The 22983-nt window shown below is 63.5% G+C and carries 23 protein-coding genes; 9 read left to right on the forward strand and 14 right to left on the reverse strand.

Going from position 1 to position 22983, the window contains the following annotated elements; genetic code table 11:
- Positions 1 to 7: 7 nt before the first annotated feature.
- The 3 genes from P8R33_RS09160 to dnaK all read right to left on the reverse strand — a co-directional run bounded on the left by P8R33_RS09160 (position 8) and on the right by dnaK (position 4068).
- On the reverse strand, positions 8 to 898 hold the full coding sequence (locus P8R33_RS09160; protein ID WP_278328668.1) for an MBL fold metallo-hydrolase: 891 nt from the start codon (positions 896 to 898) through the stop codon (positions 8 to 10).
- Between the two features lie 49 nt (positions 899 to 947).
- Positions 948 to 2066, reverse strand: coding sequence for a molecular chaperone DnaJ (gene dnaJ / locus P8R33_RS09165; protein ID WP_278328669.1), 1119 nt, complete (start codon positions 2064 to 2066; stop codon positions 948 to 950).
- Positions 2067 to 2139: 73 nt separating this feature from the next.
- Positions 2140 to 4068, reverse strand: a complete 1929-nt coding sequence (gene dnaK / locus P8R33_RS09170; RefSeq protein ID WP_278328670.1) for a molecular chaperone DnaK — start codon at positions 4066 to 4068, stop codon at positions 2140 to 2142.
- Between the two features lie 188 nt (positions 4069 to 4256).
- Between dnaK and P8R33_RS09175 the strand changes: the two genes are divergently transcribed.
- Both P8R33_RS09175 and P8R33_RS09180 read left to right on the forward strand, forming a co-directional pair.
- Positions 4257 to 4739 (forward strand): copper chaperone PCu(A)C, encoded by a 483-nt coding sequence (locus P8R33_RS09175; protein WP_278328671.1) that lies wholly within the window; start codon positions 4257 to 4259, stop codon positions 4737 to 4739.
- Between the two features lie 80 nt (positions 4740 to 4819).
- Positions 4820 to 5278, forward strand: coding sequence for a vgr related protein (locus P8R33_RS09180; RefSeq protein WP_278328832.1), 459 nt, complete (start codon positions 4820 to 4822; stop codon positions 5276 to 5278).
- 64 nt (positions 5279 to 5342) lie between these two features.
- Here the strand turns inward: P8R33_RS09180 and P8R33_RS09185 are convergent, their stop codons facing one another.
- From P8R33_RS09185 to hrcA, 4 genes are all read right to left on the reverse strand, one after another.
- Positions 5343 to 5633 carry a YMGG-like glycine zipper-containing protein gene (locus P8R33_RS09185; RefSeq protein ID WP_278328672.1) on the reverse strand — a complete coding sequence of 97 codons (291 nt, stop codon included), beginning with the start codon at positions 5631 to 5633 and terminating at the stop codon, positions 5343 to 5345.
- Positions 5634 to 5696: 63 nt separating this feature from the next.
- The gene (locus tag P8R33_RS09190; RefSeq protein ID WP_278328673.1) at positions 5697 to 7448 is read right to left on the reverse strand and encodes a DUF885 domain-containing protein; all 1752 of its coding nucleotides are present in this window, start codon (positions 7446 to 7448) and stop codon (positions 5697 to 5699) included.
- A 25-nt stretch (positions 7449 to 7473) separates the two neighbouring features.
- Complete coding sequence (gene grpE, locus P8R33_RS09195) at positions 7474 to 8076, reverse strand: nucleotide exchange factor GrpE (protein WP_278328674.1); 603 nt, start codon at positions 8074 to 8076, stop codon at positions 7474 to 7476.
- Between the two features lie 12 nt (positions 8077 to 8088).
- Entirely contained in the window at positions 8089 to 9132 is a 1044-nt protein-coding gene (gene hrcA / locus P8R33_RS09200; protein WP_278328675.1) for a heat-inducible transcriptional repressor HrcA, read from the reverse strand.
- A gap of 85 nt (positions 9133 to 9217) precedes the next feature.
- Here hrcA and rph point away from each other — a divergent pair, with 85 nt between their 5' ends.
- Positions 9218 to 9934 carry a ribonuclease PH gene (rph, locus tag P8R33_RS09205; RefSeq protein WP_278328676.1) on the forward strand — a complete coding sequence of 239 codons (717 nt, stop codon included), beginning with the start codon at positions 9218 to 9220 and terminating at the stop codon, positions 9932 to 9934.
- A complete protein-coding gene (gene rdgB / locus P8R33_RS09210) occupies positions 9931 to 10557 on the forward strand; it encodes an RdgB/HAM1 family non-canonical purine NTP pyrophosphatase (RefSeq protein WP_278328677.1) in 627 nt (208 codons plus the stop codon). The genes rph and rdgB overlap by 4 nt, the downstream gene beginning before the upstream one ends.
- 3 nt (positions 10558 to 10560) lie before the next feature.
- Here the strand turns inward: rdgB and P8R33_RS09215 are convergent, their stop codons facing one another.
- Positions 10561 to 11121, reverse strand: a complete 561-nt coding sequence (locus tag P8R33_RS09215; protein WP_278328678.1) for a CAP domain-containing protein — start codon at positions 11119 to 11121, stop codon at positions 10561 to 10563.
- A gap of 38 nt (positions 11122 to 11159) precedes the next feature.
- Here P8R33_RS09215 and hemW point away from each other — a divergent pair, with 38 nt between their 5' ends.
- Both hemW and P8R33_RS09225 read left to right on the forward strand, forming a co-directional pair.
- Positions 11160 to 12314 carry a radical SAM family heme chaperone HemW gene (gene hemW, locus P8R33_RS09220; RefSeq protein ID WP_278328679.1) on the forward strand — a complete coding sequence of 385 codons (1155 nt, stop codon included), beginning with the start codon at positions 11160 to 11162 and terminating at the stop codon, positions 12312 to 12314.
- A complete protein-coding gene (locus tag P8R33_RS09225) occupies positions 12311 to 13207 on the forward strand; it encodes a tyrosine recombinase XerC (RefSeq protein WP_278328680.1) in 897 nt (298 codons plus the stop codon). The genes hemW and P8R33_RS09225 overlap by 4 nt, the downstream gene beginning before the upstream one ends.
- Here P8R33_RS09225 and P8R33_RS09230 read toward each other — a convergent pair.
- From P8R33_RS09230 to rsmI, 4 genes are read right to left on the reverse strand one after another with little or no spacing between them, the layout of a single operon-like run.
- Entirely contained in the window at positions 13204 to 13812 is a 609-nt protein-coding gene (locus tag P8R33_RS09230; protein WP_278328681.1) for a DedA family protein, read from the reverse strand. The genes P8R33_RS09225 and P8R33_RS09230 overlap by 4 nt on opposite strands.
- A 24-nt stretch (positions 13813 to 13836) precedes the next feature.
- Positions 13837 to 14805, reverse strand: a complete 969-nt coding sequence (gshB, locus tag P8R33_RS09235; protein WP_278328682.1) for a glutathione synthase — start codon at positions 14803 to 14805, stop codon at positions 13837 to 13839.
- 10 nt (positions 14806 to 14815) lie between these two features.
- Entirely contained in the window at positions 14816 to 15166 is a 351-nt protein-coding gene (locus P8R33_RS09240) for a YraN family protein (RefSeq protein WP_278328683.1), read from the reverse strand.
- Positions 15163 to 16032: a 16S rRNA (cytidine(1402)-2'-O)-methyltransferase gene (gene rsmI / locus P8R33_RS09245; protein WP_446532501.1), complete on the reverse strand. Its 870-nt coding sequence runs from the start codon at positions 16030 to 16032 to the stop codon at positions 15163 to 15165. The genes P8R33_RS09240 and rsmI overlap by 4 nt, the downstream gene beginning before the upstream one ends.
- Positions 16033 to 16051: 19 nt before the next feature.
- On the opposite strand from rsmI, the gene P8R33_RS09250 reads away from it, so the two are divergent.
- Positions 16052 to 17209, forward strand: coding sequence for a penicillin-binding protein activator (locus P8R33_RS09250; RefSeq protein ID WP_278328685.1), 1158 nt, complete (start codon positions 16052 to 16054; stop codon positions 17207 to 17209).
- Positions 17210 to 17273: 64 nt separating this feature from the next.
- A complete protein-coding gene (gene parE, locus P8R33_RS09255) occupies positions 17274 to 19265 on the forward strand; it encodes a DNA topoisomerase IV subunit B (protein WP_278328686.1) in 1992 nt (663 codons plus the stop codon).
- On the opposite strand, the gene P8R33_RS09260 is transcribed toward parE, so the two are convergent.
- Positions 19262 to 20482 (reverse strand): bifunctional alpha/beta hydrolase/OsmC family protein, encoded by a 1221-nt coding sequence (locus P8R33_RS09260; RefSeq protein ID WP_278328687.1) that lies wholly within the window; start codon positions 20480 to 20482, stop codon positions 19262 to 19264. The genes parE and P8R33_RS09260 overlap by 4 nt on opposite strands.
- Before the next feature lie 101 nt (positions 20483 to 20583).
- Here P8R33_RS09260 and P8R33_RS09265 point away from each other — a divergent pair, with 101 nt between their 5' ends.
- On the forward strand, positions 20584 to 21450 hold the full coding sequence (locus tag P8R33_RS09265) for an AAA family ATPase (protein ID WP_278328688.1): 867 nt from the start codon (positions 20584 to 20586) through the stop codon (positions 21448 to 21450).
- An 82-nt stretch (positions 21451 to 21532) separates the two neighbouring features.
- On the opposite strand, the gene P8R33_RS09270 is transcribed toward P8R33_RS09265, so the two are convergent.
- The gene (locus P8R33_RS09270) at positions 21533 to 22933 is read right to left on the reverse strand and encodes a methyl-accepting chemotaxis protein (RefSeq protein WP_278328689.1); all 1401 of its coding nucleotides are present in this window, start codon (positions 22931 to 22933) and stop codon (positions 21533 to 21535) included.
- Between the last annotated feature and the right edge of the window lie 50 nt (positions 22934 to 22983).

Below are 22983 nucleotides of genomic sequence, written 5' to 3' on the forward strand. Positions count from 1 at the left end.
CTTGGCCCTAGTCGCGCGCTTCCAAGCTGCGGTAGATCGCGCCTGCGAACCCGTCGGCATCGATGAACCCTTCGCCGCGATCGAAGCTTGCGAGCGGCTGCGTCGCGACGGCCTGTTCCAGGCTCATTCCCTCGCCCATTAAAGCGCGGACCCGATCGACTGCCTGCCCGATCATCGTGCGGTAGGCGACGAGTTCTGACTTGTTCGACACCGGACCGTGGCCGGGGATCACCACCGTCTGGTCGTCGATCATGCGGATCACCGCATCGAGCGAATTCATAGCGTCGATCACGTTCCCGCCCGACGATGTGTCCATAAACGGGAAGCCGGGGATATTGAAATAGAGGTCGCCCATGTGGACGACATTGGCGCCGTGCCACATGACCACGCTGTCGCCATCGGTATGGCCGCCGCCGACGAACATCACATCCGTGCGATAACCGTTCAGATGCATGCTGACGCCCTGTCCATAGGTCACGACCGGCAGGGCTGCCTTGGCGGCCGGAGCAATCGGGTTTTCGCCCTCCCGTCCGTCGGCGAGGCGCGCACGGACATTGTGATGAGCAAAGATGAGCGCGCCCTTCTCGCCGAGGTTTTCGTTCCCGCCCGTGTGGTCGCCGTGCCAGTGCGTGTTGATCACATAATCGACCGGCTGCGCGCCGAGCGCTGCAATCGCGGCTTCGATCTTTGCGGTCAGCGGGGCGAACTGGTCGTCGATCAGGACCGTGCCGTCCTCGCCGTAACTCACGCCAATATTGCCGCCCGCGCCGAAAAGCACGGCGATACCGGGCGCGACTTGCTCGGCAGTGATCTCGACCTCGTCGAAATTGCGTTGGGCGGTCAAAGGCGCGGCCACCAGCGCGATGGCACCGGCAGCGAATGCGAAAAATTTGGTCATGGCAGTCTCCCTTGGGGCCTTGGTAGTGCCAGCCGGGAGAGCTGTCGAGCTAGCCGCCGAGCGCGGTCTTAAGCTTGTCGAAGAAGCCGCGACTTTCGGGGCATTCGTCTCCGGTCTCGGTCTCGCGAAATTCCTCGAGCAACGCGCGCTGTTCCTTGCTGAGCTTCGTCGGCGTCTCGACGGCAATTTCGACGACCAGATCGCCACGGCCCCGACCCTGTAACACCGGCATGCCCGCGCCGCGCTGGCGCAGCTGCTTGCCCGACTGGATGCCTGCCGGAATCTCGATCGTCACCTCGTCACCATCGATGTTCGGAATATCGATCGAACCGCCGAGTGCAGCCTTGGTGAAGCTAATCGGCACGCGAGTGGCCAACGTCGTGCCTTCGCGCTGGAAGATCGCATGCGGCTTCACGTGAACGAAGATGTAGAGATCGCCCGGAGGCGCGCCGCGCGGACCTGCCTCGCCCTTCCCCGACAGGCGGATGCGCGTGCCGGTGTCAACGCCGGGCGGAATGTCTACCTCGAGCTTCTGCGCCCGGTCGACCCGTCCTTCCCCGCGGCAATCGCGGCAGGGTGAGGTGATGACCTGTCCGCTGCCGTGGCAGTTGGGACATGGCCGCTCGACCACGAAAAATCCTTGCTTGGCGCGGACCTGCCCGCGGCCGTTGCACAGGTTGCAGGTGCGGGCCTGCGTACCAGGCGTCGCGCCCGAACCGTGGCAGGTATCGCAATTCTGCGAGACTTCGATTTCCAGCTCGGTCGACTTACCATGGAAAGCGTCCTCGAGATCGACCTGCATATCGTAGCGCAGGTCCGCCCCGCGCCGTGCCTGGGCGCGACCGCCACCGCCGAAGGCGCTGCCGAAGATCGTCTCGAAAATATCGCCGATGTCGCCGAAATCCGCGCCGGGATGCCCGCCGCCCGGTCCGCCGTTCTGGAAGGCCGCATGGCCGAAGCGGTCGTAAGCCGCGCGCTTTTGCGGATCCTTAAGGCAATCGTAAGCGGCGCTGACCGCCTTGAACTTGGCCTCGCTCTCGGTGCAGCCCGGATTGCGGTCCGGGTGATGCTTCATCGCGAGCTTGCGATAGGCGCTCTTGATCGTTGCGCCGTCCGCATCGCGGGACACGCCGAGCAATTCATAAAAATCGATTTCAGTCGCTGACATTGTTTTCCCTACCCAAAATCATACCGCCACCGGAGCGTGCAAGCACCGGTGGCGGGTCGATTTTCATCAGCGATCAGTTCTTCGAGTCTTCGTCGACTTCCGAGAATTCGGCGTCGACCACCTCTTCCTCGTCGGAGCCGGCGTCTGCGGCTGCGTCGCCTTCCGGAGCAGCCGAGGCATTCGCCTGTTCCTGCTCGTAGATCGACTGGCCCATCTTCATGGCTGCCTGGGTCAGCTCCTCGGCTGCCGAGTTGATGGCGGCCGGATCGTCGCCTTCGAGCGCGGTCTTGGTCGCTGCGAGCTTGGCTTCGACGTCGGACTTGAGCGACGCGTCGATCTTGTCGCCATGCTCCTCGAGCTGCTTTTCGGTCGTGTGCACCAGGCTGTCGGCCTGGTTGCGCGCTTCCGCGCTCTCGCGGCGCTTCTTGTCCTCTTCGGCGAACTTCTCGGCATCCTGGACCATCTGGTCGATGTCGGAGTCCGACAGACCGCCCGAGGCCTGGATGCGAATCTGTTGTTCCTTGCCCGTGCCCTTGTCCTTGGCGCTCACGTTCACGATGCCGTTGGCGTCGATGTCGAAGGTCACTTCGATCTGCGGCACACCGCGCGGTGCGGCGGGAATGCCGACCAGGTCGAACTGGCCGAGCAGCTTGTTGTCCGCCGCCATCTCGCGCTCGCCCTGGAACACGCGGATCGTCACGGCCTGCTGATTGTCTTCGGCCGTCGAATAGGTCTGCGTTTTCTTGGTCGGGATCGTAGTGTTGCGGTCGATCATGCGGGTGAACACACCGCCGAGCGTCTCGATACCGAGAGAAAGCGGCGTCACGTCGAGCAGCAGCACGTCCTTGACGTCGCCTTGGAGAACGCCCGCCTGGATGGCAGCACCCATGGCCACGACTTCATCGGGGTTTACACCGGTGTGCGGCTTCTTGCCGAAGAATTCCTCGACCACTTCGCGGACCTTGGGCATGCGGGTCATGCCGCCGACGAGGACGACTTCGTCCACGCCGCCCTTATCGATGCCGGCATCGGCCAGCGCCTTCTTGCAAGGCTCCAGCGTACGCTTGATCAGGTCGCCGACCAGCTGCTCCAGCTTCGAGCGCGTGAGCGTCTCGACGAGGTGCAGCGGAGTGGTCGCGCCGCCTTCCATGCGCGCGGTGATGAAGGGCAGGTTGATCTCGGTCTGCGCCGAACTCGACAGCTCGATCTTGGCCTTTTCCGCCGCTTCCTTGAGACGCTGAAGAGCGAGCTTGTCGGTCTTCAAGTCCATGTTTTCCTTCTTCTTGAACTCTTCCGCGAGGTATTCGACGATCGCGCTGTCGAAGTCCTCACCGCCCAGGAAGGTGTCGCCATTGGTCGACTTAACTTCGAAAACGCCGTCGCCGATCTCAAGGATCGAGACGTCGAAAGTGCCGCCGCCAAGGTCGTAAACGGCGATGGTCTTGCCGTCTTCCTTGTCCATGCCATAAGCAAGCGCAGCCGCAGTCGGCTCGTTAATGATGCGCAGCACTTCCAAGCCGGCGATCTGTCCGGCGTCCTTGGTCGCCTGGCGCTGGGCGTCGTTGAAGTAGGCCGGGACGGTGATGACCGCCTGCTTCACGTCTTCTCCGAGATAGCTTTCGGCGGTTTCCTTCATCTTCTGCAGGATGAAGGCGGAAACCTGGCTGGGCGAATATTCCTCGCCTCCCGCTTCGACCCACGCATCGCCGTTCTTGCCCTTGACGATGTCATAGGGGACGAGATCCATGTCCTTCTTGGTGGTCGGATCGTCGAACCGCCGGCCGATCAGGCGCTTGATCGCGAACAGCGTGTTGTCGGGATTGGTGACGGCCTGGCGTTTGGCAGGCTGGCCGATCAGGCGCTCGTTATCCTTGGTAAAGGCGACGATCGAAGGCGTCGTGCGCGCGCCTTCCGAATTTTCGATCACCTTGGGCTTGCCGCCGTCCATCACGGCGACGCAGGAGTTGGTGGTGCCGAGGTCGATACCGATTACTTTAGCCATGGTTTCCCCATCAATTGCTTCGTTGGACACCGCTCTGTCGGTTCCCCGCTACGGGCGGAACCACTCGGCGGCTCGTTCGAGTGGTGGTGTGTTAGGTGTGTTACGCACGGGATATAGGAGCGGTTTTGCTTGGCACAAGGGACCCCCGCGGCTAGTTTTCAAAGCTTGTTGGACACGGAGGCCAATCCATGAATTTCGCGCGTTTCGCCCCTTATGCTGTTGCCGTCGCAGCCTTTTCGGTCGCTGCCTGCTCCGATGGCGGAGATGCGCCGGAAGCCGCTGCGGATGCGAACCCGACAGGGCTGGAAGTATCCAATGCGCGGCTCGTGCTGCCGGCCGTTTCCGGCAATCCCGCCGCGATCTATTTCGAAGTGACCAACGCCGGCGAGCGCAATGTCGCCATCCGCAGCGCGTCGGTCGAAGGCGCCAGCAGCGCCCAGATCCACGACACGACGGAGTGGAGCGGTGAGATGGTCATGGGCGAAATGGGCCCGCTGACACTGAATGTGGGCGACAGCGCGAGCTTCGAACCGGGCGGCAAGCATGTCATGGCGTTCGACCTCGATCCTGCGCTCGAAGCAGGCGGCACGACAGCGATGACGCTGACCGTTGCGGGTGGCAAGAGCATGACCACCGATGTCGAGATCGTCGCTGCCGGGGATGATCGCTGAGCGGACCGACCGACACGCTCGGCCTCGAGAGCCATCCGGACGAGCGCGCTGCATCTTGTCCTGCCGGTGGCGAGCGCCCTCTGACGCCCGGCGAGATCGCCCTGGCGCGCACCGTTTTCGGCGATGCCATCGATTACGATCGGGTCACCATCAAACGCCGCAAGTGGTTTCCGTTTCAGCCACGCCGGGTCACCATGGCCCCGCGCGGCCACCTGCACTTCCATCCGCATAGCGAAGCCTATTGCGACGATTTCAGCACGGCTAGCCTGACGCGACAGGGCCTGTTCATTCACGAACTGGTCCACGTCTGGCAGGTCCAGACCAAGGGCCGCTGGTATCTCGTCACGCGCCGCATGCCGTGGGCACGCTACGACTATGCGCTTAAGCCCGGATGGGGGCTGGAGCGGTACGGGATCGAGCAGCAGGCAGAAATCGTGAAACACGCCTTCTGGCTGAGGAACGGTATGCGGGTCGCAGGCGCACCCGATGTTTCGGCCTACGACCTTCTCGTCAGGTTTCGTGGAGCGGCGCAGCGCTAAAAGGCTAAAAGGGGCCGCCCATCGATAGCGACAAGCGACCCCCTAACCGGTTCGAGATGTGTTCCTACCAGTAGCGTGCGTAGCGATCGTCGTAGCGGCAGTCGTCGTCCACGTAACGGCCATCGCCATAATAACCGTCGCAGCGGTCGTTCTTGTCGGTGGCGTAACCGACCACGCCGCCGATGGCCGCTCCGGCGAGGGCGTAGGTCTTGATATCTTCACCAAGGATTGCGCCTAATCCGGCACCTGCTGCGGCACCGGCCGCAGCACCTTCCACGCCGTAGTTCTGCGCGCATGCGCCCAGCGAAAGGGTCGATAGTGCCAGCGCAGGCGCGAGCATGAGCTTCGTCTTCATGAATGTTCTCCGTCTTGCATCCCTGTTGAAGACACTACGGAGAGGTGCGCCGCATGTTCCGGCTCAGTTGTAGGTTACGCCGGGCAGGCCCTGGCCGCCATCGGCGATGAATGCGTCGATCCGCTCTTCCAGAACGGGCAGCGGGACCGAGCCAAGTGCCAGCACGACATCGTGGAACTTGCGGATATCGAAATCCTCGCCAAGCTCGGCCTCGGCCTTGGCGCGCACGCGGCGGATGGTCATCTCGCCGAGTTTGTAAGCGAGCGCCTGACCCGGCCAGCTGATGTAGCGATCGACCTCCGTGCCGACCTCGTGCTCCGATAAGGCCGTGCGCGAAGCGAGGTAATCCATCGCGCGCTCCCGGCTCCAGCCGTATTGATGGATGCCCGTGTCGATCACCAGCCGCACCGCGCGCCACATCTCGTAGCTGAGCTGGCCGAAACGTTCGTAGGGCGTGCGGTAGATGCCCATCTCGTTGCCGAGATATTCGGTATAGAGCCCCCACCCCTCGCCGAAGCCTGAGAAATAGGTTTGGCGGCGGAACGGCGGTGCCGCGTCCCGCTCCAGCGCGATCGCTGCCTGGAAGGAATGGCCGGGGGCGCATTCGTGCATGGTAAGCGCCGGAATATTGTAGACCGGGCGCGACGGCAGGTCGTAGGTGTTGATCTGGCAGAACTCTAGCCCGCCCCTGCCCGCGGTGTAGAACGGGGCGATGGCCGGATCGACCGGCCGAATGCCATGGCGATAGCGCGGCAGGAAGCCGAAATACTCGCCCAGCCGGTCGTCTACCCGCTTGGCCGTATAGGCCGCGACACCCATCAGCTCGTCGGGCGTGTCGGCCACGAACTGGGGATCGGTGCGCAGGAAGGTGACGAACTCGGGCAACGTGCCCTCGAATCCGGCCTCCGCCTTCACCGTCTCCATCTGTGCGGTGATGCGCGCCACTTCCTCGAGGCCGATCCGGTGGATCTCCTCGGCGGTCAGGTCGAGCGTCGTATATTCCCTGATCTGTTGCGCGTAATAAGCCGCACCGTCGGGAAACTCGCGCGCGCCGAGAGTGGTGCGCGTGTTCGGCAGGTATTCGTCGCGGAAGAAGGACAGCAGGTTGCTATAGGCTGGCGTTACTGCGTCTGTGATGGCAGCCCTGCCCTCGGCCAGCAGACGCTCGCGGTCTTCGGCGGAAAAGCGCTCGGGCATCTGTCCGAAGGCGCTCCAGAACGGGCTCTGCTCGGGATCCTCGACGACATAGGCCGTCAGCGAGCGGTCGCGGCCCTCAAGCGTGACGCGCGGCACACTGAACCCGCGAGCCAGCCCCGCGCGGGCATTGGCGGTATGCTCGGCGAAATAGCGCGGGATGTCGCGCATCCGGCCGATGTAGCGTTCATACTCCTCGACTGTCGCGAACCCGCGCGATGCAGCGAGATAACTCCAAAAATTGTTGTCGCTGTCGAACGGCATTTCCCATTCGCGAAAGCGCGCATCGCCGATCTCGGTTTCGAGCAGGTGGCGGAACACTGCAGCATCGATGCGCCCCGCATCACTGAGCTGCGCCTCGTCCAGCGCTTCGAGCCGGGCCAGCATGGCCTCGGCGTATTCGGCTCGCGCCACCTGCGCTTCGGGTGTGACCGATGCGAGGCTGCTGCCGGGCGACGTAGCGCCCGTCTCAGATACGACGCGTCCGGCATCCTCGATGCGTTGGTCGTACCATTGTTCGGTCAATGCCGAGAGGCGGTCGTCGGTGGCTTCCTGCGCAGCAGCAGGTAATGGAAAGGCAGCAGCGACGAGGACCGCCGCTCCGAAGATTGCAGTCCTCATCGTATCATCCCCTCGATTTCAAAGGTCAGTCCGGCTTTTTCGCCACGCCGACCATGGCCGGGCGCAGCAGACGGTCCTTGATCATGTAACCGGCCTGCATTTCCTGCACGATCGTGCCGGGCTCGGCTTCGTCGGTCGGGACTTCCATCATCGCCTGGTGCTGGTTCGGGTCGAGCGGCATGCCGGTCGAAGCGATCCGCGTGATGCCGTTCTGGGTGAAGACCTTCTCCAGCTCGCGCTGGGTCGCTTCGATCCCGGCGATAAAGTGCTTGGACTTTTCGTTCTCGCGCAATTCTTCCGGGATATGGTCGAGCGCGCGGGCGAGGTTGTCGGACACACTCAGGATGTCGCGGGCAAAGCCGGTCGCGGCATAGTTACGTGCGTCCTGCACTTCCTTCTCGAGGCGGCGGCGCACGTTCTGCGTGTCGGCGCGCGCATAAAGCACGTCCTGCATCGCGGCTTCGAGATCCGCTTTCAGCTTGGCAAGCGCCTCGTCCAGCGGGCTTTCTTCGCTCGCTTCGCCGGCCTCGCCGTCATCGCGCATGTGTTCGGGCACGCCTTCCATCTCGCGCGCCACTTCTTCATCGACCGCCTTCTCCTGCGGTTCGTTCTTGTTCTCTTCGGTCACTGGTAAACCCTGTCAGCCTATGCGTTTGCCCAAGGATCGGGCCGTGAAATCCACCATGGGGACGACTCGCGCGTAATTCAACCGGGTCGGGCCGATCACGCCCAGCACGCCGACGACCTTGCCCTCGCGGTCGCGATAAGGCGAGGCGATTACGGACGAACCAGACAGCGAAAAGAGCCGGTTCTCGCTGCCGATGAAAATGCGCATGGCCTCGGCGCGGCGGGCGCGTTCGAGCAGGGCGGACACCGACTGCTTGCTTTCGAGGTCGTCGAGCAGCGAGCGCACCCGTTCGATATCGGACAGCGCGGTGTCATCGAGCAAGTTCGCCTGACCGCGCACGATCAGCACCGGGCGATGGCTCGCATCCTCGCTCCATGTCGCGAGACCGCGTTGCACGAGATCGCGACTGGCCTCGTCGAGCGCGGATTTGCCCGAAACGATCTCGGCTTCGACAAGCTTGGCCGCCTCGGCCAAAGTGCGGCCCGATGTTCGCGCGGTAAGGTAATTGCTCGCCTGTTCGAGCGAGGTGCCCAACGCCTCGGCCGGAAGCGCCAGCACGCGGTTCTCGATGTGCCCGTCCTCGCCCACCAGCACCGCGAGGACGCGATTGGCGTCTAGCGCGGTCAGCGAAACCTGCGCCAGCCTCGGCTCGCGTGTCGGGACCATCACCATGCCTGCCGCGCCCGACAGGTCGGACAAAAGGGCAGAGGTTTCCTCCAGCGCCCGCTCGATCGGGCCGGGCTCGCCAAGGCGCTGCTCGATGGCGGCGCGCTCTTCTCGCGTCGGTTCGGCGACCTGCATCATCGCGTCGACGAACAGGCGCAAGCCCGTCTCGGTCGGCATTCGCCCGGCGCTGGTATGCGGGGCAGCCAGAAGGCCGCGCTGCTCCAACTCCGCCAGCACCGAACGGATCGAGGCGGGTGACAGATTGAGGCCGCCGTCCGATGCGAGCGCCTTCGAGCCGACTGGTTGCCCGCTATCGAGATAGCCTTCTACCACAAGGCGGAAAATATCCCGCGCGCGGTCGGACAGGTCGGTGAGCGGCGGCGAATTCATTCCCTCTATCTAGCCCGTCCCCTTGCGGCCTCAAGACCCTTGCGCCAAACGCACACGCGAGATTCGACTGCATTGGAGAAAGAGAATGCGACCTTCAGGACGCGCGCCCGACGAAATGCGCGCCATCACCATCGAGACCGGCTACACCAAGCATGCCGAGGGCAGCTGCCTGATCAGCTTCGGCGAAACGCGCGTGCTGTGCACCGCCAGCGTCGAAGAACGCATCCCGCCGTGGCTGCGCGGCAAGGGCGAGGGCTGGGTCACCGGCGAATATTCGATGCTCCCGCGTGCGACCCACACCCGCGGCCAGCGCGAGGCCGCCAAGGGCAAGCAGAGCGGGCGTACGCAGGAAATCCAGCGCCTTATCGGCCGTTCCTTGCGCGCCGTGGTCGATCACAAAAAGCTCGGCGAGCGGCAGATCACACTCGATTGCGATGTGATCCAGGCCGACGGCGGGACGCGCACGGCCTCGATTTCTGGAGCGTGGGTTGCGCTGCGGCTCGCAGTCGATGGACTGATGAAGTCTGGTGCGATCACGCAGGATCCCATCACCGCCAAGGTCGCGGCAATTTCCTGCGGCGTCTATCAGGGCACGCCGGTGCTCGACCTCGATTACCCCGAGGACAGCAATGCCGATGCCGATGCGAACTTTGTCCTGATCGAAGGCGGCAAGATCGCCGAGGCTCAGGCCACCGCAGAGGGCGCGCCCTATGACGAGGAAGCGTTCCTGCGCCTCTTGCGGCTCGCCCAAATGGGCTGCGCGCAAATCTTCAAGGCACAGGACGAGGCGACGCGCAAATGACCCGCCGCCTCGGTTCCGGAAGCCTCGTGATTGCGACGCATAATGCGGGCAAGCTCAAAGAGATATCCGCGTTGCTGGAACCGCATGGCGTAAAATGCCTCTCGGCAGGCTCTCTCGGCTTGCCGGAGCCCGCCGAAACCGGCACGACCTTCGTCCAGAATGCGCTGATCAAGGCGCGGGCCTCGGCGGAGGCATCGGGTCTCGTCGCGCTAGCCGACGACAGCGGTCTGGCGGTCGACGCGCTGGACGGGCGGCCGGGTGTTTACACAGCGGATTGGGCCGAGCGGCAGTGGTTCGAGGGCGAACCGGGCCGCGACTGGTACATGGCCATGGGCAAGGTCGAGGGGATGCTACAGGAAAAAGGCGGGGGTGCGCCTCGTTCCTGTGCGTTTCATTGCGTCCTCGCCCTCGCCTGGCCCGACGGGGAGTACGCGGTCTACGAGGGCAAGGCTCCCGGCACGTTTACATGGCCCCCGCGCGGAACGATGGGCTTCGGCTACGATCCCGTCTTCGTGCCGGTCGGGCGTGAGCAGACTTTCGCCGAGCTCGACCCGGCAGAAAAACATGCCATCAGCCACAGGGCCGAAGCCTTCAAGAAACTAGTGGCCGAGCAGTTCGGCTGAGGATCAATAGGCTTTGCGGCCCCAAACATTTCCGGCGGGCCAGTATCGACAGACCAGCACGTCGTTGCCGCGCGCGGTAATCCAGGCGCAACCGACCTCCTGCGTATCGCGCCACACGACCTGCGTGTAATGCGCGACGTCGGCCCAGTTACCGGTGCGCGAGATGTGCGGGAAATCGCCGTGGCGGTAATGTTTCTTCTCTTCGATGAAGAGACCGACCGCGGTGTCTACGGACCAGTTGCCGGCGGTGCCCATCCAGAGGTTTTCGCCCGTTCCGTTGCGCACTGCCCGATCGGCATGCTGGAGCCGGCCCTTGCGGGACAGCTCATGCGCCCACTGTTCGGCTTCGCGCTCCAGATGCACGTTCCATTTCAGTGCAGGCAATCGCAAGCGCTGGCGCTCTGCATTGTGAAGATGCAATATGCGTGCGGCGGTATGCACGTTGCTCGAAGAAGCGTTGTGCGAAGACGCGCTTGCGGCGACGCCGACCCCCGTGGCACATAGCAAACTCACAGCGCCGACCATCGGCGCTATCCATTTTTTCGACCCGTCCATGCAGGCCATGTTTTCGCCCGCAGGGTTAAGATAAGCTGAAGGCGATCTTGGCGCGTGCACTCTACATCCACTGGCCGTTTTGCCTCGCGAAATGCCCTTATTGCGACTTCAACAGCCACGTTCGCGCAACACATGACGATGATGCGTGGCGGGAGGCCCTGCTTGCCGACATGCGCCATGAAGCGTCCTCGATCCGGTCTGAAGAGAAGCTCGCAAGTATCTTCTTCGGCGGGGGAACGCCCTCGTTGATGCCCCCTGCCCTGGTCGCCGAATTGCTCCGCGAGGCCGAAAGGCTTTGGGGTTTCCAGAGCGACATCGAGATTACGCTGGAGGCCAATCCATCCTCGGTCGAAGCCGCCAATTTCGCGGCGCTTGCAGCTGTGGGGATCAATCGCGTCTCGCTCGGCATCCAAAGCCTGCGCGACGAGGCGTTGCGTTTTCTCGGTCGGTTGCACGGTGTGAGCGAGGCGTTGAAATCCGTCGAAACCGCGCAAAAGCACTTCGATCGCGTATCCATTGACCTCATATACGCTCGGCCGAAGCAGACCGTTGCGGAATGGCGCATCGAGTTGTCCGAGGCTCTAGCCTTGGGGACAAGCCATATGTCGCTCTACCAGTTGACCATCGAGCCGGCGACGCGCTTTGTCACAGACGTCCGGCGCGGGATTTTCGACCCATTGGAGGACGATCGCGGAGCCGATCTTTATGCGCTGACGCAGGAGATGACGTCAGCGGCGGGTCTGCCGGCTTACGAAATCAGCAACCATGCAAGGCCCGGCGAGGAGAGCCGCCACAACCTTACCTACTGGCGTTACGAGGATTATGCCGGGATCGGCCCCGGCGCGCATGGCCGGCGCGGTGGCGTCGCGACGACACGCCATCGCAAGCCGGAGAACTACCTCGCTGCGGTCAAGCGGCAGGCGCACGGCATAGCCGAAGCGCGCGATCTCGATGCAGCCGAGCAATTGTCCGAGGCGCTGCTCATGGGTTTGCGCCTCGCCGAAGGCATCGACGTCACGGCGCTCTCCCGCCGTTTCGGTCTCGACGCCGAAGGGGCGATCGAGCGCGACAAGCTCGCGCTCTACGCGAACCTCGGAATGGTCTGGCAGCGCGGCAGCCGCATTGGCGTCACGCCGCAAGGCATGCCGCTGCTCGATGCGCTGCTGGGCGAGCTGGTGTCGGCCGACCTCGTGACGTCATGAGCAAAGCCGAGCTTTTGCAAGTCTGGCACGATCATCTTGCAGTCGGGCAGCGCAAATCTCCGCATACCGTTCGTGCGTATCACAAGGCGGCGGAGCGGCTTCTGACTCGTCAGGAACTCACCGACTGGCCGGATGTCGCCACACTGACGGCAACCCGCCTCCGCACACATATGGCGTCACGCCGCGCCGAAGGACTGGCGAACTCCTCGGCTGCGCGGGAACTGTCCGCGCTGAAGGGGTTCATCGCCTTCGCTCGCGCGCAGGCCGGCCATGACGTCACCGATCCGCCGCGTATGCGTGGGCCGCGCATCAAGAAGGGCCTGCCCCGCCCCGTAACCCCCGACGATGCGACCGCCCTCGCGGAGACGGTCGAGGCGATGGCTGGCGAGGCATGGACCGGCGCACGCGATCGGGCGGTGCTCTTGCTGCTCTATGGCGCCGGTATGCGAATAGCCGAGGCGCTTTCACTGACCGCGGATGTCCTCCCGATCGGCGAGCGGCTGACCGTCACCGGAAAAGGCGGCAAGCAACGCGTCGTCCCCATCCTGCCCATCGTCAGCGCGGCGGTGGCCGACTATGCCCGCCAATGCCCTTGGCCGCTGTCCGCCGGCGAGCCGCTGTTCCGGGGGGCGAAAGGCGGTCCGCTGTCGCAAGGTATGGTGCAGAAGGCGACGGCGCGAGCCCGCAAGGCCCTGGGTCTGCTCGATACTGCTACCCCGCATGCGTTACGGCACAGTTTCGCCACCCATCTGCTGGGCGCGGGAGCAGACTTGCGGAGTCTCCAGGAACTGCTCGGCCATGCCAGCCTCGGTTCGACGCAGATCTACACGCAGGTCGATGCCGCGAAACTGCTCGAGACCTACCGCACCGCCCATCCGCGCGACCGGGATTAGGGCTCGCTTTCCGACGGCTTCCACTTCCACACCCGCCAGGCATACCACACGGCGCCAAGTCCGATGAAACCGCCGACCGCCCAGCTGGCATAGGTCTCGTATTCGCCGATCAGTCCGGCCAGGGACCGACCTCCCCAGATCAAGGCACCGTTCCAGATCAGCGATCCGAGGAATGTGAAAAGCAGGAAGCGCCAGAGCTTCATCCTCGCCAAGCCGGCGGGTAACGAGATGATCGTGCGAAGGAATGGCGAGAAGCGGAGCAGGAAAACGATCCAGTCGCCGTGCTTGCGAAAGATGCGACGGGATTTTTCGAATTCGTCCCATTCGAAGGTCAGCCAGCGTCCGCGCTTGGCGATGAAGCGTTTAAGGTCCTCCTCGCGCCAGCGTGAGCCGAGCCAGTACCAGAAATAATTCCCGGCGACCGTACCCAATGTCCCGATGATAAGCAGCGGCGCGAAGGTCATGCGCCCTTGCGCCACCAGCACGCCGCCATAGCCCATGATGATTTCGGACGGCATCGGCGGGAAGATGTTTTCCAGCGCCATCAGGATAAATATCCCGATGTAACCGCCGCCGGCGATGGCATTGAGAATGAAGCTGTTCACGCAGGCACCAACGCGCCCGGTCGGTTATTGCTCCGAGTGACGGCGTTCGATGGCATCCCAAATCAGCCCAGCGGTGTCGGTACCGTTGAACCTGTCGATGGCGACTATCCCGGTCGGAGAGGTCACATTGATCTCGGTCAGCCACTTGCCGCCGATCACATCGATGCCGACAAACACCAACCCGCGTCGTTTGAGCTCCGGACCCATTGCCGCGCAGATTTCTTCCTCGCGATTGGAGAGCGTCGCCGCTTCGGCGTGACCGCCCTGCGCCAGGTTCGAGCGGAACTCACCTTTTCCCGGGAAGCGATTGATTGCGCCAGCAAATTCTCCATCGACCAGCACGATGCGTTTGTCGCCTTCGCTGACTTCCGGGAGGAATGGCTGGACCATGTGTGGCTCGGGCCAGGTCTGGTCGAAGACCTCGCTTAGCGCCGACAAATTCGTCCCGTCCTTGTCGATCCGGAAGATCGCCTTGCCACCATTGCCGTGCAGCGGCTTCACCACGACCGAGCCGTGCTTTTTCTGGAAATCGCGCAGATCGTCGAGGTGCCGGGCGACCAGCGTCGGCGGCATATATTGGGCATAATCCAGCACGAACATCTTCTCCGGCGCATTCACCACTTCGCGCGGTTCGTTCACGACGAGCGTCGTGCCCTTGAGCCGGTCGAGCAGGAAGGCGGCGCTGATGTAGCCGAGGTGAAACGGCGGATCCTGTCGCATCAGGACGACGTCGATATCCTTCGCGAGATCAACCCTCCGCCGCTCCCCGGCCGTGAAGTGGTTGCCCTCGACCCGCTGGACCGTGACCGGCGCGACATGCGCCGTGATCCGGCCGCGAGCGCTGCCGTCGCTCTCGTAAGCCAGCGTCGCGACGTCGTAATGCCAAAGCTCGTGCCCGCGGGCCTGGGCCGCCAGCATCAGCGCGAAGGAGCTGTCGCCCGCAATGTTGATGCTTTCCAGCGGGTCCATCTGGACTGCGACACGCAAACTCATCGGCGGCTCCTCAGGGTTGCCAGGCGTTGGCGATGTGGCGGGGGAAGCTGCCGGGCGCAAGCAGGATTACGTCGATCCGTATGTCCTCGCCGTTCTCGGCATAGCGATGCGCTACGGCCTCCACCGCCGCCGCAACGCGCGAGAGGCGGTATTCGTCGATCGCATGGTCGAGATCGGCGCGCTTGCGCCGCCATTTGACTTCGATGAACGCGACCACATTGCCGCGCCTCGCGACCAGGTCGATCTCGCCCGCCGGGGTTTTCACCCGTGTATCGAGGATTTGCCAGCCCTTGGCCTTCAGCCAGAAGGCTGCCCGCGCTTCGCCGTCGCGTCCGCTCTTTTCGGCGAGCTGCCGCCTCATTCGGCGCGCAGTTCCAGAGCGCGGGCATAAAGGTCCTTGCGCTCCAGCCCGGTTTCCCGTGCGACGCGGGCGGCGGCCTGAGACGGCTTGAGCGTTGCCAGCGCGTCGCGCAGCAGGATGTCCGCATCGGCCTCGCTCGCTTCCATCGGGATCGGCGGACCGACCAGCAGGACGATTTCGCCCTTGGGAGGATGCGACTCGAAGTAAGCCCGCAAGCCGTGCGGCAGGCCGCGGCGGACTTCCTCGTGCAATTTCGTCAGCTCCCGCGCGACCGCGACCTCGCGATGCGGCAGCACCTGTTCGATCGCATCCAGCGATTTGAGCAGGCGCGGCGCGGTTTCGTAGAACACCAGCGTCGTGTCGATGCCGCCAAGTTCTTCGAGCATCTCGCGGCGCGCCTTGTCCTTGGCCGGCAGAAACCCAGCGAACATGAATCGGTCGTTCGGCAGGCCGGACAGCGACAGGCCCATTACTGCCGCACAAGCGCCGGGCAGCGCGGTCACGGGAATGCCCTCGGCTCGGCAATCATTAACCAGCCGGTATCCGGGATCGCTGACCAGCGGTGTGCCCGCATCGCTGACCAACGCGACGGCCCGCGTCCGCATCGATTCGACCAGCCGCCCGCGATCGCGATGTTCGCTATGATCATCGTAGCGCCATAGCGGCTTAGAGATGCCTAAGTGCTTGAGCAGCTTGCCCGTGACCCGCGTATCCTCGCAGGCCACGCCGTCGCAGGCGCGCAAAACATCGACAGCACGCAGGGTGATGTCACCGAGGTTGCCGATTGGCGTCGCCACGATATACAGCCCAGGCTCGAGGCTTTTTTCGGGAGGTGCGGGATCGCTCACCCCCTCCCCATGAACCATTGGCAAGGGATGCGGCAAGATGATGCGCTGGACTATCGACCGTAGAACGCTGGCAACCGCTGCGCTCGCCACGCTGCTGGCCGGTTGCGCCGTCATTCCGCGCGGGGCGGAGCGGCCGGCGCCGGTCGATCCGACGCCGACGCCGGAACCGAGCGCGACTGCCCTGCCCGAAGACCAGACCCGACACCGTGTTGCGCTTTTGGTGCCGATGTCCGGATCGAACGGCAATGTCGGCCAGGCGATCGCCAATGCGACGACCATGGCACTGCTCGATACCAGCGCGGAAAACCTGCGGATTACGACTTACGATACGGCGCAAGGCCCCGAAGCGGCAGCGCGGCAGGCGGTGGCGGAAGGCAACAGCCTGATCCTTGGGCCGCTGCTCGGCAGCAATATCCCGTCGGTGCTTTCGGTCGCCCGGTCGGCGGACGTTCCGGTCATCTCATTCTCCAACGATACGAATGCCGCCGGCCCGAATGTCTTCATCATGGGTCACATTCCCGAACAGTCGATCATGCGAACGGTCGAATATGCGCGGGAGCGCGGGGCGCAGAATTTCGCGGTGATCGCACCGGACGGCGCCTATGGCGTACGGGCCGAAGAAGCCATGCGACGAGCGACTGCGGCTTATGGCGGCAGCGTGGTGTGGACCGAACGCTATTCGCGCGGCAACACCTCGATCGTCAGCGCGGCGGAGCGGCTGAAGGCGCATGGCGGATACGACACCGTGCTGATTGCCGACGGGGCGCGGCTGTCGATCCAGGCGGCCGGCGCGTTGAAGTCGGGCGGCAAGTCCGCCCGGCTACTCGGCACCGAACTGTGGAGCGGGGAAAGCTCGCTGACACGCGCACGCGCGATGAACGGCGCTTTGTTCTCCGCCGTGTCGGACAATCGCTACAAGCGCTTCGTCGACAGCTACGAAGCGCGTTTCGGCGGTCAGCCTTACCGGATCGCGACGCTCGGCTACGATGCAGTGCTGCTTACCTTGCGGGTTGCGCGCGACTGGGAGGTCGGTCGGCCCTTCCCGGTGCGCGAGTTGCGCAGTTCGGACGGCTTTCTCGGGCTCGACGGAGCGTTTCGTTTCGGGCCGAGCGGCATCGTCGAGCGCGCGATGGAAGTCCGCGAAGTGCGCGGCGACAGCGTCGTGGTGGTTGCCAACGCGCCTGGCGGCTTCTGAGCGGGGCGGATAACCTCGCCCGCGCGCTTGTAGCGCGGCGCTACGGCACGATATAGCTAGGCGCATGTCCGACGATCTTTTCGAGAACACGCCTACCTCCAGCGGCGATTACGATGCCTCCTCCATCGAGGTGCTGGAGGGGCTCGAGCCCGTTCGTCGCCGCCCTGGCATGTACATTGGCGGCACCGATGATCGTGCGCTCCACCACCTCGTCGCCGAAGTGCTCGACAACGCGATGGACGAGGCTGTGGCGGGCCATGCGAGCCGCATCGAAATCCGGCTCGACGAGGGCAACAAGGTTACCGTGTCGGACAATGGCCGCGGCATTCCGGTGGCCGAGCATCCGAAATATCCGGACAAGTCGACGCTCGAAGTGATCCTCACTACGCTGCACTCGGGCGGGAAGTTCTCAGGCAAGGCCTATGCCACCAGCGGCGGCCTGCACGGGGTGGGCGTCAGCGTCGTCAACGCCCTGAGCAGCGACACACGCGTCGAGGTCGCGCGCGACAAGACGCTTTATGCGCAGGAATTCGCCAAGGGACACCCGACCGGCAAACTGCAGGAGCTGGGGCCGACCCCGAACCGGCGCGGCACCACTGTCAGCTTTGTGCCCGACACCGAAATCTTCGGCGACCGCAAGTTCAATCCCAAGCGCCTGTTCAAGCTCGCCCGCTCCAAGGCCTACCTCTTCGCGGGCGTCGAGATCCGCTGGAAATGCGCCGACAGCCTCGCTTCCGAAGACGTACCGGAAGAAGCGGTCTTCAAGTTCCCCGGCGGCCTCGCCGACCATCTGGCAGAGCAGATCAATGGCCGCGAGTGCGTCACTGCCCAGCCCTTTGCCGGCAGTCAGGATTTCCCCGAGGGCGAAGACGGCAGCCAGCAGGGCCGCGTAGAATGGGCGATCGCCTGGCCGCTCTTCTCCGACGGCTCGACCAGCTGGTATTGCAACACCGTGCCGACGCCCGATGGCGGCACGCATGAGCAAGGGTTACGGGCGGCATTGACCAAGGGCCTACGCGCTTTCGGCGACCTCACCGGGGTCAAGAAATCGAAGGACCTGACCGCGGACGACGTGATGGTCGGCGCGGAGGTGATGCTCAGCGTCTTCATCCGCGATCCGCAGTTCCAGAGCCAGACCAAGGACCGGCTTACCTCGCCCGAGGCGGCCAAGCTCGTCGAGAACGCGGTGCGCGACCACTTCGACCATTTCCTCACCGACAATATGGACCGCGGCAAGGCGCTGCTAGGTCAGGTCATGGAGCGGATGGACGAGCGCCTGCGCCGCAAGCAGGAGCGCGAGGTCAAACGCAAGACCGCGACCAATGCCAAGAAGCTGCGCCTGCCTGGCAAGCTCACCGATTGCTCGGGCGAAGGCGGTGGCGAAACCGAGCTGTTCATCGTCGAAGGCGATAGCGCCGGTGGCAGCGCCAAGCAGGCACGCGACCGCAAGACGCAGGCGATCCTCCCTATCCGTGGCAAGATCCTCAACGTCGCCAGCGCTACTGCGGACAAGATCCGCGCGAACAGCGAAATCGCCGACCTGTCGCTCGCCATGGGCTGCGGGACGCGCAAGGATTGCGACCCGGAAAACCTGCGCTACGACCGCATCATCATCATGACCGACGCCGACGTCGACGGCGCGCATATCGCAACGCTGCTAATGACCTTCTTCTTCCAGGAAATGCCCGATGTCGTGCGCGGCGGGCACCTCTACCTCGCCCAGCCGCCGCTCTATCGCCTGACCGCGGGCAAGGAGAGTCGCTACGCCCGCGACGACGCCCACCGCGCTGAGCTGGAAGAAACGGTGTTCAAGGGCAAGAAGGTGGAAGTCGGCCGCTTCAAGGGCCTCGGCGAAATGAACCCCGCCCAGCTGCGCGAAACGACGATGAACCCCGACACGCGTTCGCTCATCCGCATAACCCTACCTGCGGAATTCGAGCAGCGCGCGGTGGTCAAGGAACTCGTCGACCAGCTCATGGGCCGTAACCCGGAACACCGCTTCAATTTCATCCAGAACAACGCCGGCGAATTCGACCGCGATATGATCGACGCCTAGCCCGATCTCTCCGTGTGCACATGTAGCTCGCCCTCGAGCGTTCTGTGTACGGGGCATTTGTCGGCGATCTCGATCAGCTTCGCGCGCTGGTCCTCGTCCAGACCGGCGCCCTCAATCGTGATCGTCCGGTGGAGCGCCTGTAGCTGCTTGCCCTGCTCCATCGCTTCGACGTGGTCGCACTCGTCCGCATGCTGGCGTTCGTGGCGCACTTCGACCGTTAAGCCTTCGAGCGGCCACTTCTTGCGATCCGCATACATCTTCATGGTCATGGCGGTGCAGGTGCCCAGTGCGGCGTTGAGCAGGTCGTAGGGCGTAGGGCCGGTATTGTCGCCGCCATAGCTTCGCGGCTCGTCGACGATGAAGCGGTGGCTCTTGGTGTGGACTTCGGTGCCGAACTTGCCGTGGCCGGTCTTCACGACCACGCCGTCCTCCGGCATCGGCCAGTCGTCGCGCAGGGGCAGATAACGCTGCGCCCATCCGGCAATGACTGTGGCGGCGAAGCGCGCGTCGGCTTCCTCGACCAACAGGTGATCCGCGCCTTCCAGGCTGACGAAGCTCTTGGGATGTTTCGCCGCCTGGAACAGCGCGCCTGCGTGTTCGATACCGACGATCTGGTCGGTCGGCGAGTGGAGGAACATCAGCGGCTTGCGGATGCGGGCGACCTCGGCGAGCAGGTCGGCGCTTTCGACCTTGTCGAGAAACTCCTTGCTGAGGCTGAATTCGCGGCCGCCGATGGTGACCGTGGTATCCTCGCCAGCCCGGACCGCCTCGAGGTCGCCGTCGATATTCTCCAGCACATGCGGCACATCGCTGGGCGCGCCGATCGTGGCAATCGCGGCGACGTGGTCGGAGCCGAGATCGTCGGCAGCGGCCAGCACGGCGGCTCCGCCGAGCGAGTGTCCGACCATCAGGATCGGTCCTCCGAAGCGCTCGACGAGCGTGCGGGCCGCGTCGACGAGATCGCTGACATCTGTGGCAAACCCCGCGCGCCCGAACTCGCCTTCGCTACCGCCGAGACCGGTAAAGTCGAACCGCAAAGTCGCAATGCCCTCCTGCGCCAGCGCGCGCGCCACGGTGACGGCGGCCTTGCTGTTCTTGGTGCAGGTGAAGCAATGCGCGAACAGCGCAGCGCCCCGCACAAGCCCCGTCGGGAGTTCGAGGGACCCTTCGAGCGCATGGCCCGCTTCGGTCGTGATAGAAATTGGTTCGGTCGGCATTTGCTCTCCTGTCCGTCCGGCGGGCCATGGAGGTTACAACGCCCCCTTGCCCTTCGCGTGCCCTCCCCCTAACGCTCACGTCAAGTTGCAAGGGAAAACCGATGGCCGACAACACTTCCGACCAGACCCGTTTTGAAGGCACCCAGTCCTATATCGCCACCGAAGACCTCAAGGTCGCGGTGAATGCGGCCGTAACGCTGCGCCGCCCGCTGCTGGTGAAGGGCGAGCCGGGCACGGGCAAGACGGTCCTCGCGCACGAGATTTCGAAAGCGCTCGATGCGCCGCTGATCGAGTGGAATGTGAAATCCACCACCAAGGCGCAGCAGGGCCTCTACGAATACGATGCGGTCGCACGCCTGCGCGACGGCCAGCTCGGCGATGAGCGGGTCCACGACATTTCGAACTACATCAAGAAGGGCAAGCTGTGGGAGGCGTTCACCTCCGAGCAGCTTCCCGTCCTGCTGATCGACGAGATCGACAAGGCCGACATCGAGTTTCCCAACGACTTGTTGCAGGAACTCGATCGCATGAGCTTCGACGTCTACGAAACGCATGAACGGATCGAGGCGAAGGAACGTCCGATCGTGGTCATCACCTCGAACAACGAGAAGGAACTGCCCGACGCATTCCTGCGCCGCTGCTTCTTCCACTACATCAAGTTTCCCGACCGCGAGACGATGCAGGAGATCATCGACGTCCATTATCCCGACATCCAGAAGACGCTGGTCAAGAAGGCGATGGATATCTTCTACGAACTGCGCGAAGTGCCCGGCCTCAAGAAGAAGCCCAGCACGAGCGAGTTGCTCGACTGGCTGAAACTGCTGATGAACGAGGACATGCCGCTCGAGACGCTGCAGGACGCCAATCCCAACAGCGCGATCCCGCCGCTCCACGGCGCGCTACTAAAGAACGAACAGGACGTGATGATGTTCGAGCGCCTAGCCTTCATGGCGCGGCGCCAGAGCTAGCAACGTTCAGTAAGCAGAAAATAGAAAAAGGGCGCGAACCAGTTCGTTCGCGCCCTTTTTCGCGTGTCGATAGGGGATGCAATCAGCGGAAGCTGTAGGCCAGTTCGAAGTCGCCCCAGCGGCGACCGTTGATTACGATCGGCACATAGACATTGCGCACGACGACGTAGTTTTTCCCGTCCCCCTCCTGGCGATAGACCGCCATCATGAAGGCATCGCTCTGCTGTTTGGCCTTCTTGTCGATACCGTACAGCATGATGCGACCGTTCCTGCAGTAGGTCGTATCGTGCGTGATGTCTCCGGTGGGTTTGCGGCAACGGTCGCTGATATGCGTGGGAAGGAACCCGTTCATGTCGGCCTGCGAACACATCATGATCGCGCCGCCTTCTGCGACCACCCGGTCGTTTACGGGGCGCCAATTGGCATCGGCCCAATTGCAGAGGGACGTCCTGTACTGCTTGGGATTGGTGCCTGCGACATGCACGTAATTCTGGTCGAACAGCTGCTCCATAGTCAGTGAGCCATCGGCCAGCGCGTCCTCGGCAAGCCTGGTTATTTCTTCGGCATAGCTTCGAGCCTTATCCACCATCAGGCTGTCGTCGGGCGAAAGTCCGGCTTTGACCAGATTGTCGAACATGTCGCTGGCGGTCAGTTCGAGATCTTCCATGCGGTCATGCGCAGTGGCGAGCTTCTGCTCGTTGTCGCTGACCGCGCTGTCGAAGTCTCCCAGAGTGTCCTGGACACGGTGAACATGTTCCGAAATGGTCGCGGTATTGCGGGCGATCTGGTCCTGCTGCTGGTCAACCTCGCCGATCAGTTCGGTGACGCCCTGAAGCGTATGTTCGATGGCAGTGACCGAACTCTTGGCCTCGGCGCTGGCGGTGGCGCCGACCTGGATCTTCTCGATCACCTGTTCGGCTTCTTCGCCAAGCGTGTCGATCGTCCGCCCGATTTCCTCGGTGGCCCGGCGCGTCTCGCTGGCGAGCGTTTTCACCTCGTTTGCCACGACGGCGAAAGTGCGGCCTTGTTCGCCAGCACGCATCGCCTCGATCGTCGCGTTGAGGGCGAGGATGTTCGTCGTTTCGGCAATCTGGTCGATTTCTTGCGAACTGCGACGGACCTGGTCCATCGCTGCAGCGAAGCCGGTGACATGTTCGGTCAGCGTTTCGACTAGGCCCAGAAGATTACCGATCTGACCGAGCGAATTGCCGATAAGTTCGGAACCCTGGGAAAGCCGCTCGATGGCGCGCTGCGACAGCAGTCGCGCTTCGTCGGTCGCTTCGAGCACCATGCGCTGATCTTCGTCAAGTGCGGAGACCGTGCCCTGCAATTCGACATATTCGGATCGCAAGTGGCCGAACGAGTCGATGACGCCTTGCACGATCCCCGCGACATCGGAGCATCCGACCGTCACCTTGCCGCAACTCTCCGGAATTGCCGACACGTCCTTGCTGTCCGTCATCGCGATTTCGCGCATTTCCATGCTTGACCACGTCCCTGTATTTTTAGACCCGATCTAGGGGTTAAACGGGA

Origin of the sequence: Qipengyuania flavescens (assembly GCF_029688735.1) — a bacterium.
GTDB lineage: Bacteria > Pseudomonadota > Alphaproteobacteria > Sphingomonadales > Sphingomonadaceae > Qipengyuania.

What these genes read in the sequence shown, in the direction of transcription:
- P8R33_RS09160 (WP_278328668.1), bottom strand. Translation starts at nt 898, where the DNA reads ATGACCAAATTTTTCGCATTCGCTGCCGGTGCCATCGCGCTGGTGGCC.
- dnaJ (WP_278328669.1), bottom strand. Translation starts at nt 2,066, where the DNA reads ATGTCAGCGACTGAAATCGATTTTTATGAATTGCTCGGCGTGTCCCGC.
- dnaK (WP_278328670.1), bottom strand. Translation starts at nt 4,068, where the DNA reads ATGGCTAAAGTAATCGGTATCGACCTCGGCACCACCAACTCCTGCGTC.
- P8R33_RS09175 (WP_278328671.1), top strand. Translation starts at nt 4,257, where the DNA reads ATGAATTTCGCGCGTTTCGCCCCTTATGCTGTTGCCGTCGCAGCCTTT.
- P8R33_RS09185 (WP_278328672.1), bottom strand. Translation starts at nt 5,633, where the DNA reads ATGAAGACGAAGCTCATGCTCGCGCCTGCGCTGGCACTATCGACCCTT.
- P8R33_RS09190 (WP_278328673.1), bottom strand. Translation starts at nt 7,448, where the DNA reads ATGAGGACTGCAATCTTCGGAGCGGCGGTCCTCGTCGCTGCTGCCTTT.
- hrcA (WP_278328675.1), bottom strand. Translation starts at nt 9,132, where the DNA reads ATGAATTCGCCGCCGCTCACCGACCTGTCCGACCGCGCGCGGGATATT.
- rph (WP_278328676.1), top strand. Translation starts at nt 9,218, where the DNA reads ATGCGACCTTCAGGACGCGCGCCCGACGAAATGCGCGCCATCACCATC.
- rdgB (WP_278328677.1), top strand. Translation starts at nt 9,931, where the DNA reads ATGACCCGCCGCCTCGGTTCCGGAAGCCTCGTGATTGCGACGCATAAT.
- P8R33_RS09215 (WP_278328678.1), bottom strand. Translation starts at nt 11,121, where the DNA reads ATGGCCTGCATGGACGGGTCGAAAAAATGGATAGCGCCGATGGTCGGC.
- P8R33_RS09225 (WP_278328680.1), top strand. Translation starts at nt 12,311, where the DNA reads ATGAGCAAAGCCGAGCTTTTGCAAGTCTGGCACGATCATCTTGCAGTC.
- gshB (WP_278328682.1), bottom strand. Translation starts at nt 14,805, where the DNA reads ATGAGTTTGCGTGTCGCAGTCCAGATGGACCCGCTGGAAAGCATCAAC.
- P8R33_RS09240 (WP_278328683.1), bottom strand. Translation starts at nt 15,166, where the DNA reads ATGAGGCGGCAGCTCGCCGAAAAGAGCGGACGCGACGGCGAAGCGCGG.
- rsmI (WP_446532501.1), bottom strand. Translation starts at nt 16,032, where the DNA reads ATGGTTCATGGGGAGGGGGTGAGCGATCCCGCACCTCCCGAAAAAAGC.
- P8R33_RS09250 (WP_278328685.1), top strand. Translation starts at nt 16,052, where the DNA reads ATGATGCGCTGGACTATCGACCGTAGAACGCTGGCAACCGCTGCGCTC.
- parE (WP_278328686.1), top strand. Translation starts at nt 17,274, where the DNA reads ATGTCCGACGATCTTTTCGAGAACACGCCTACCTCCAGCGGCGATTAC.
- P8R33_RS09260 (WP_278328687.1), bottom strand. Translation starts at nt 20,482, where the DNA reads ATGCCGACCGAACCAATTTCTATCACGACCGAAGCGGGCCATGCGCTC.
- P8R33_RS09265 (WP_278328688.1), top strand. Translation starts at nt 20,584, where the DNA reads ATGGCCGACAACACTTCCGACCAGACCCGTTTTGAAGGCACCCAGTCC.
- P8R33_RS09270 (WP_278328689.1), bottom strand. Translation starts at nt 22,933, where the DNA reads ATGGAAATGCGCGAAATCGCGATGACGGACAGCAAGGACGTGTCGGCA.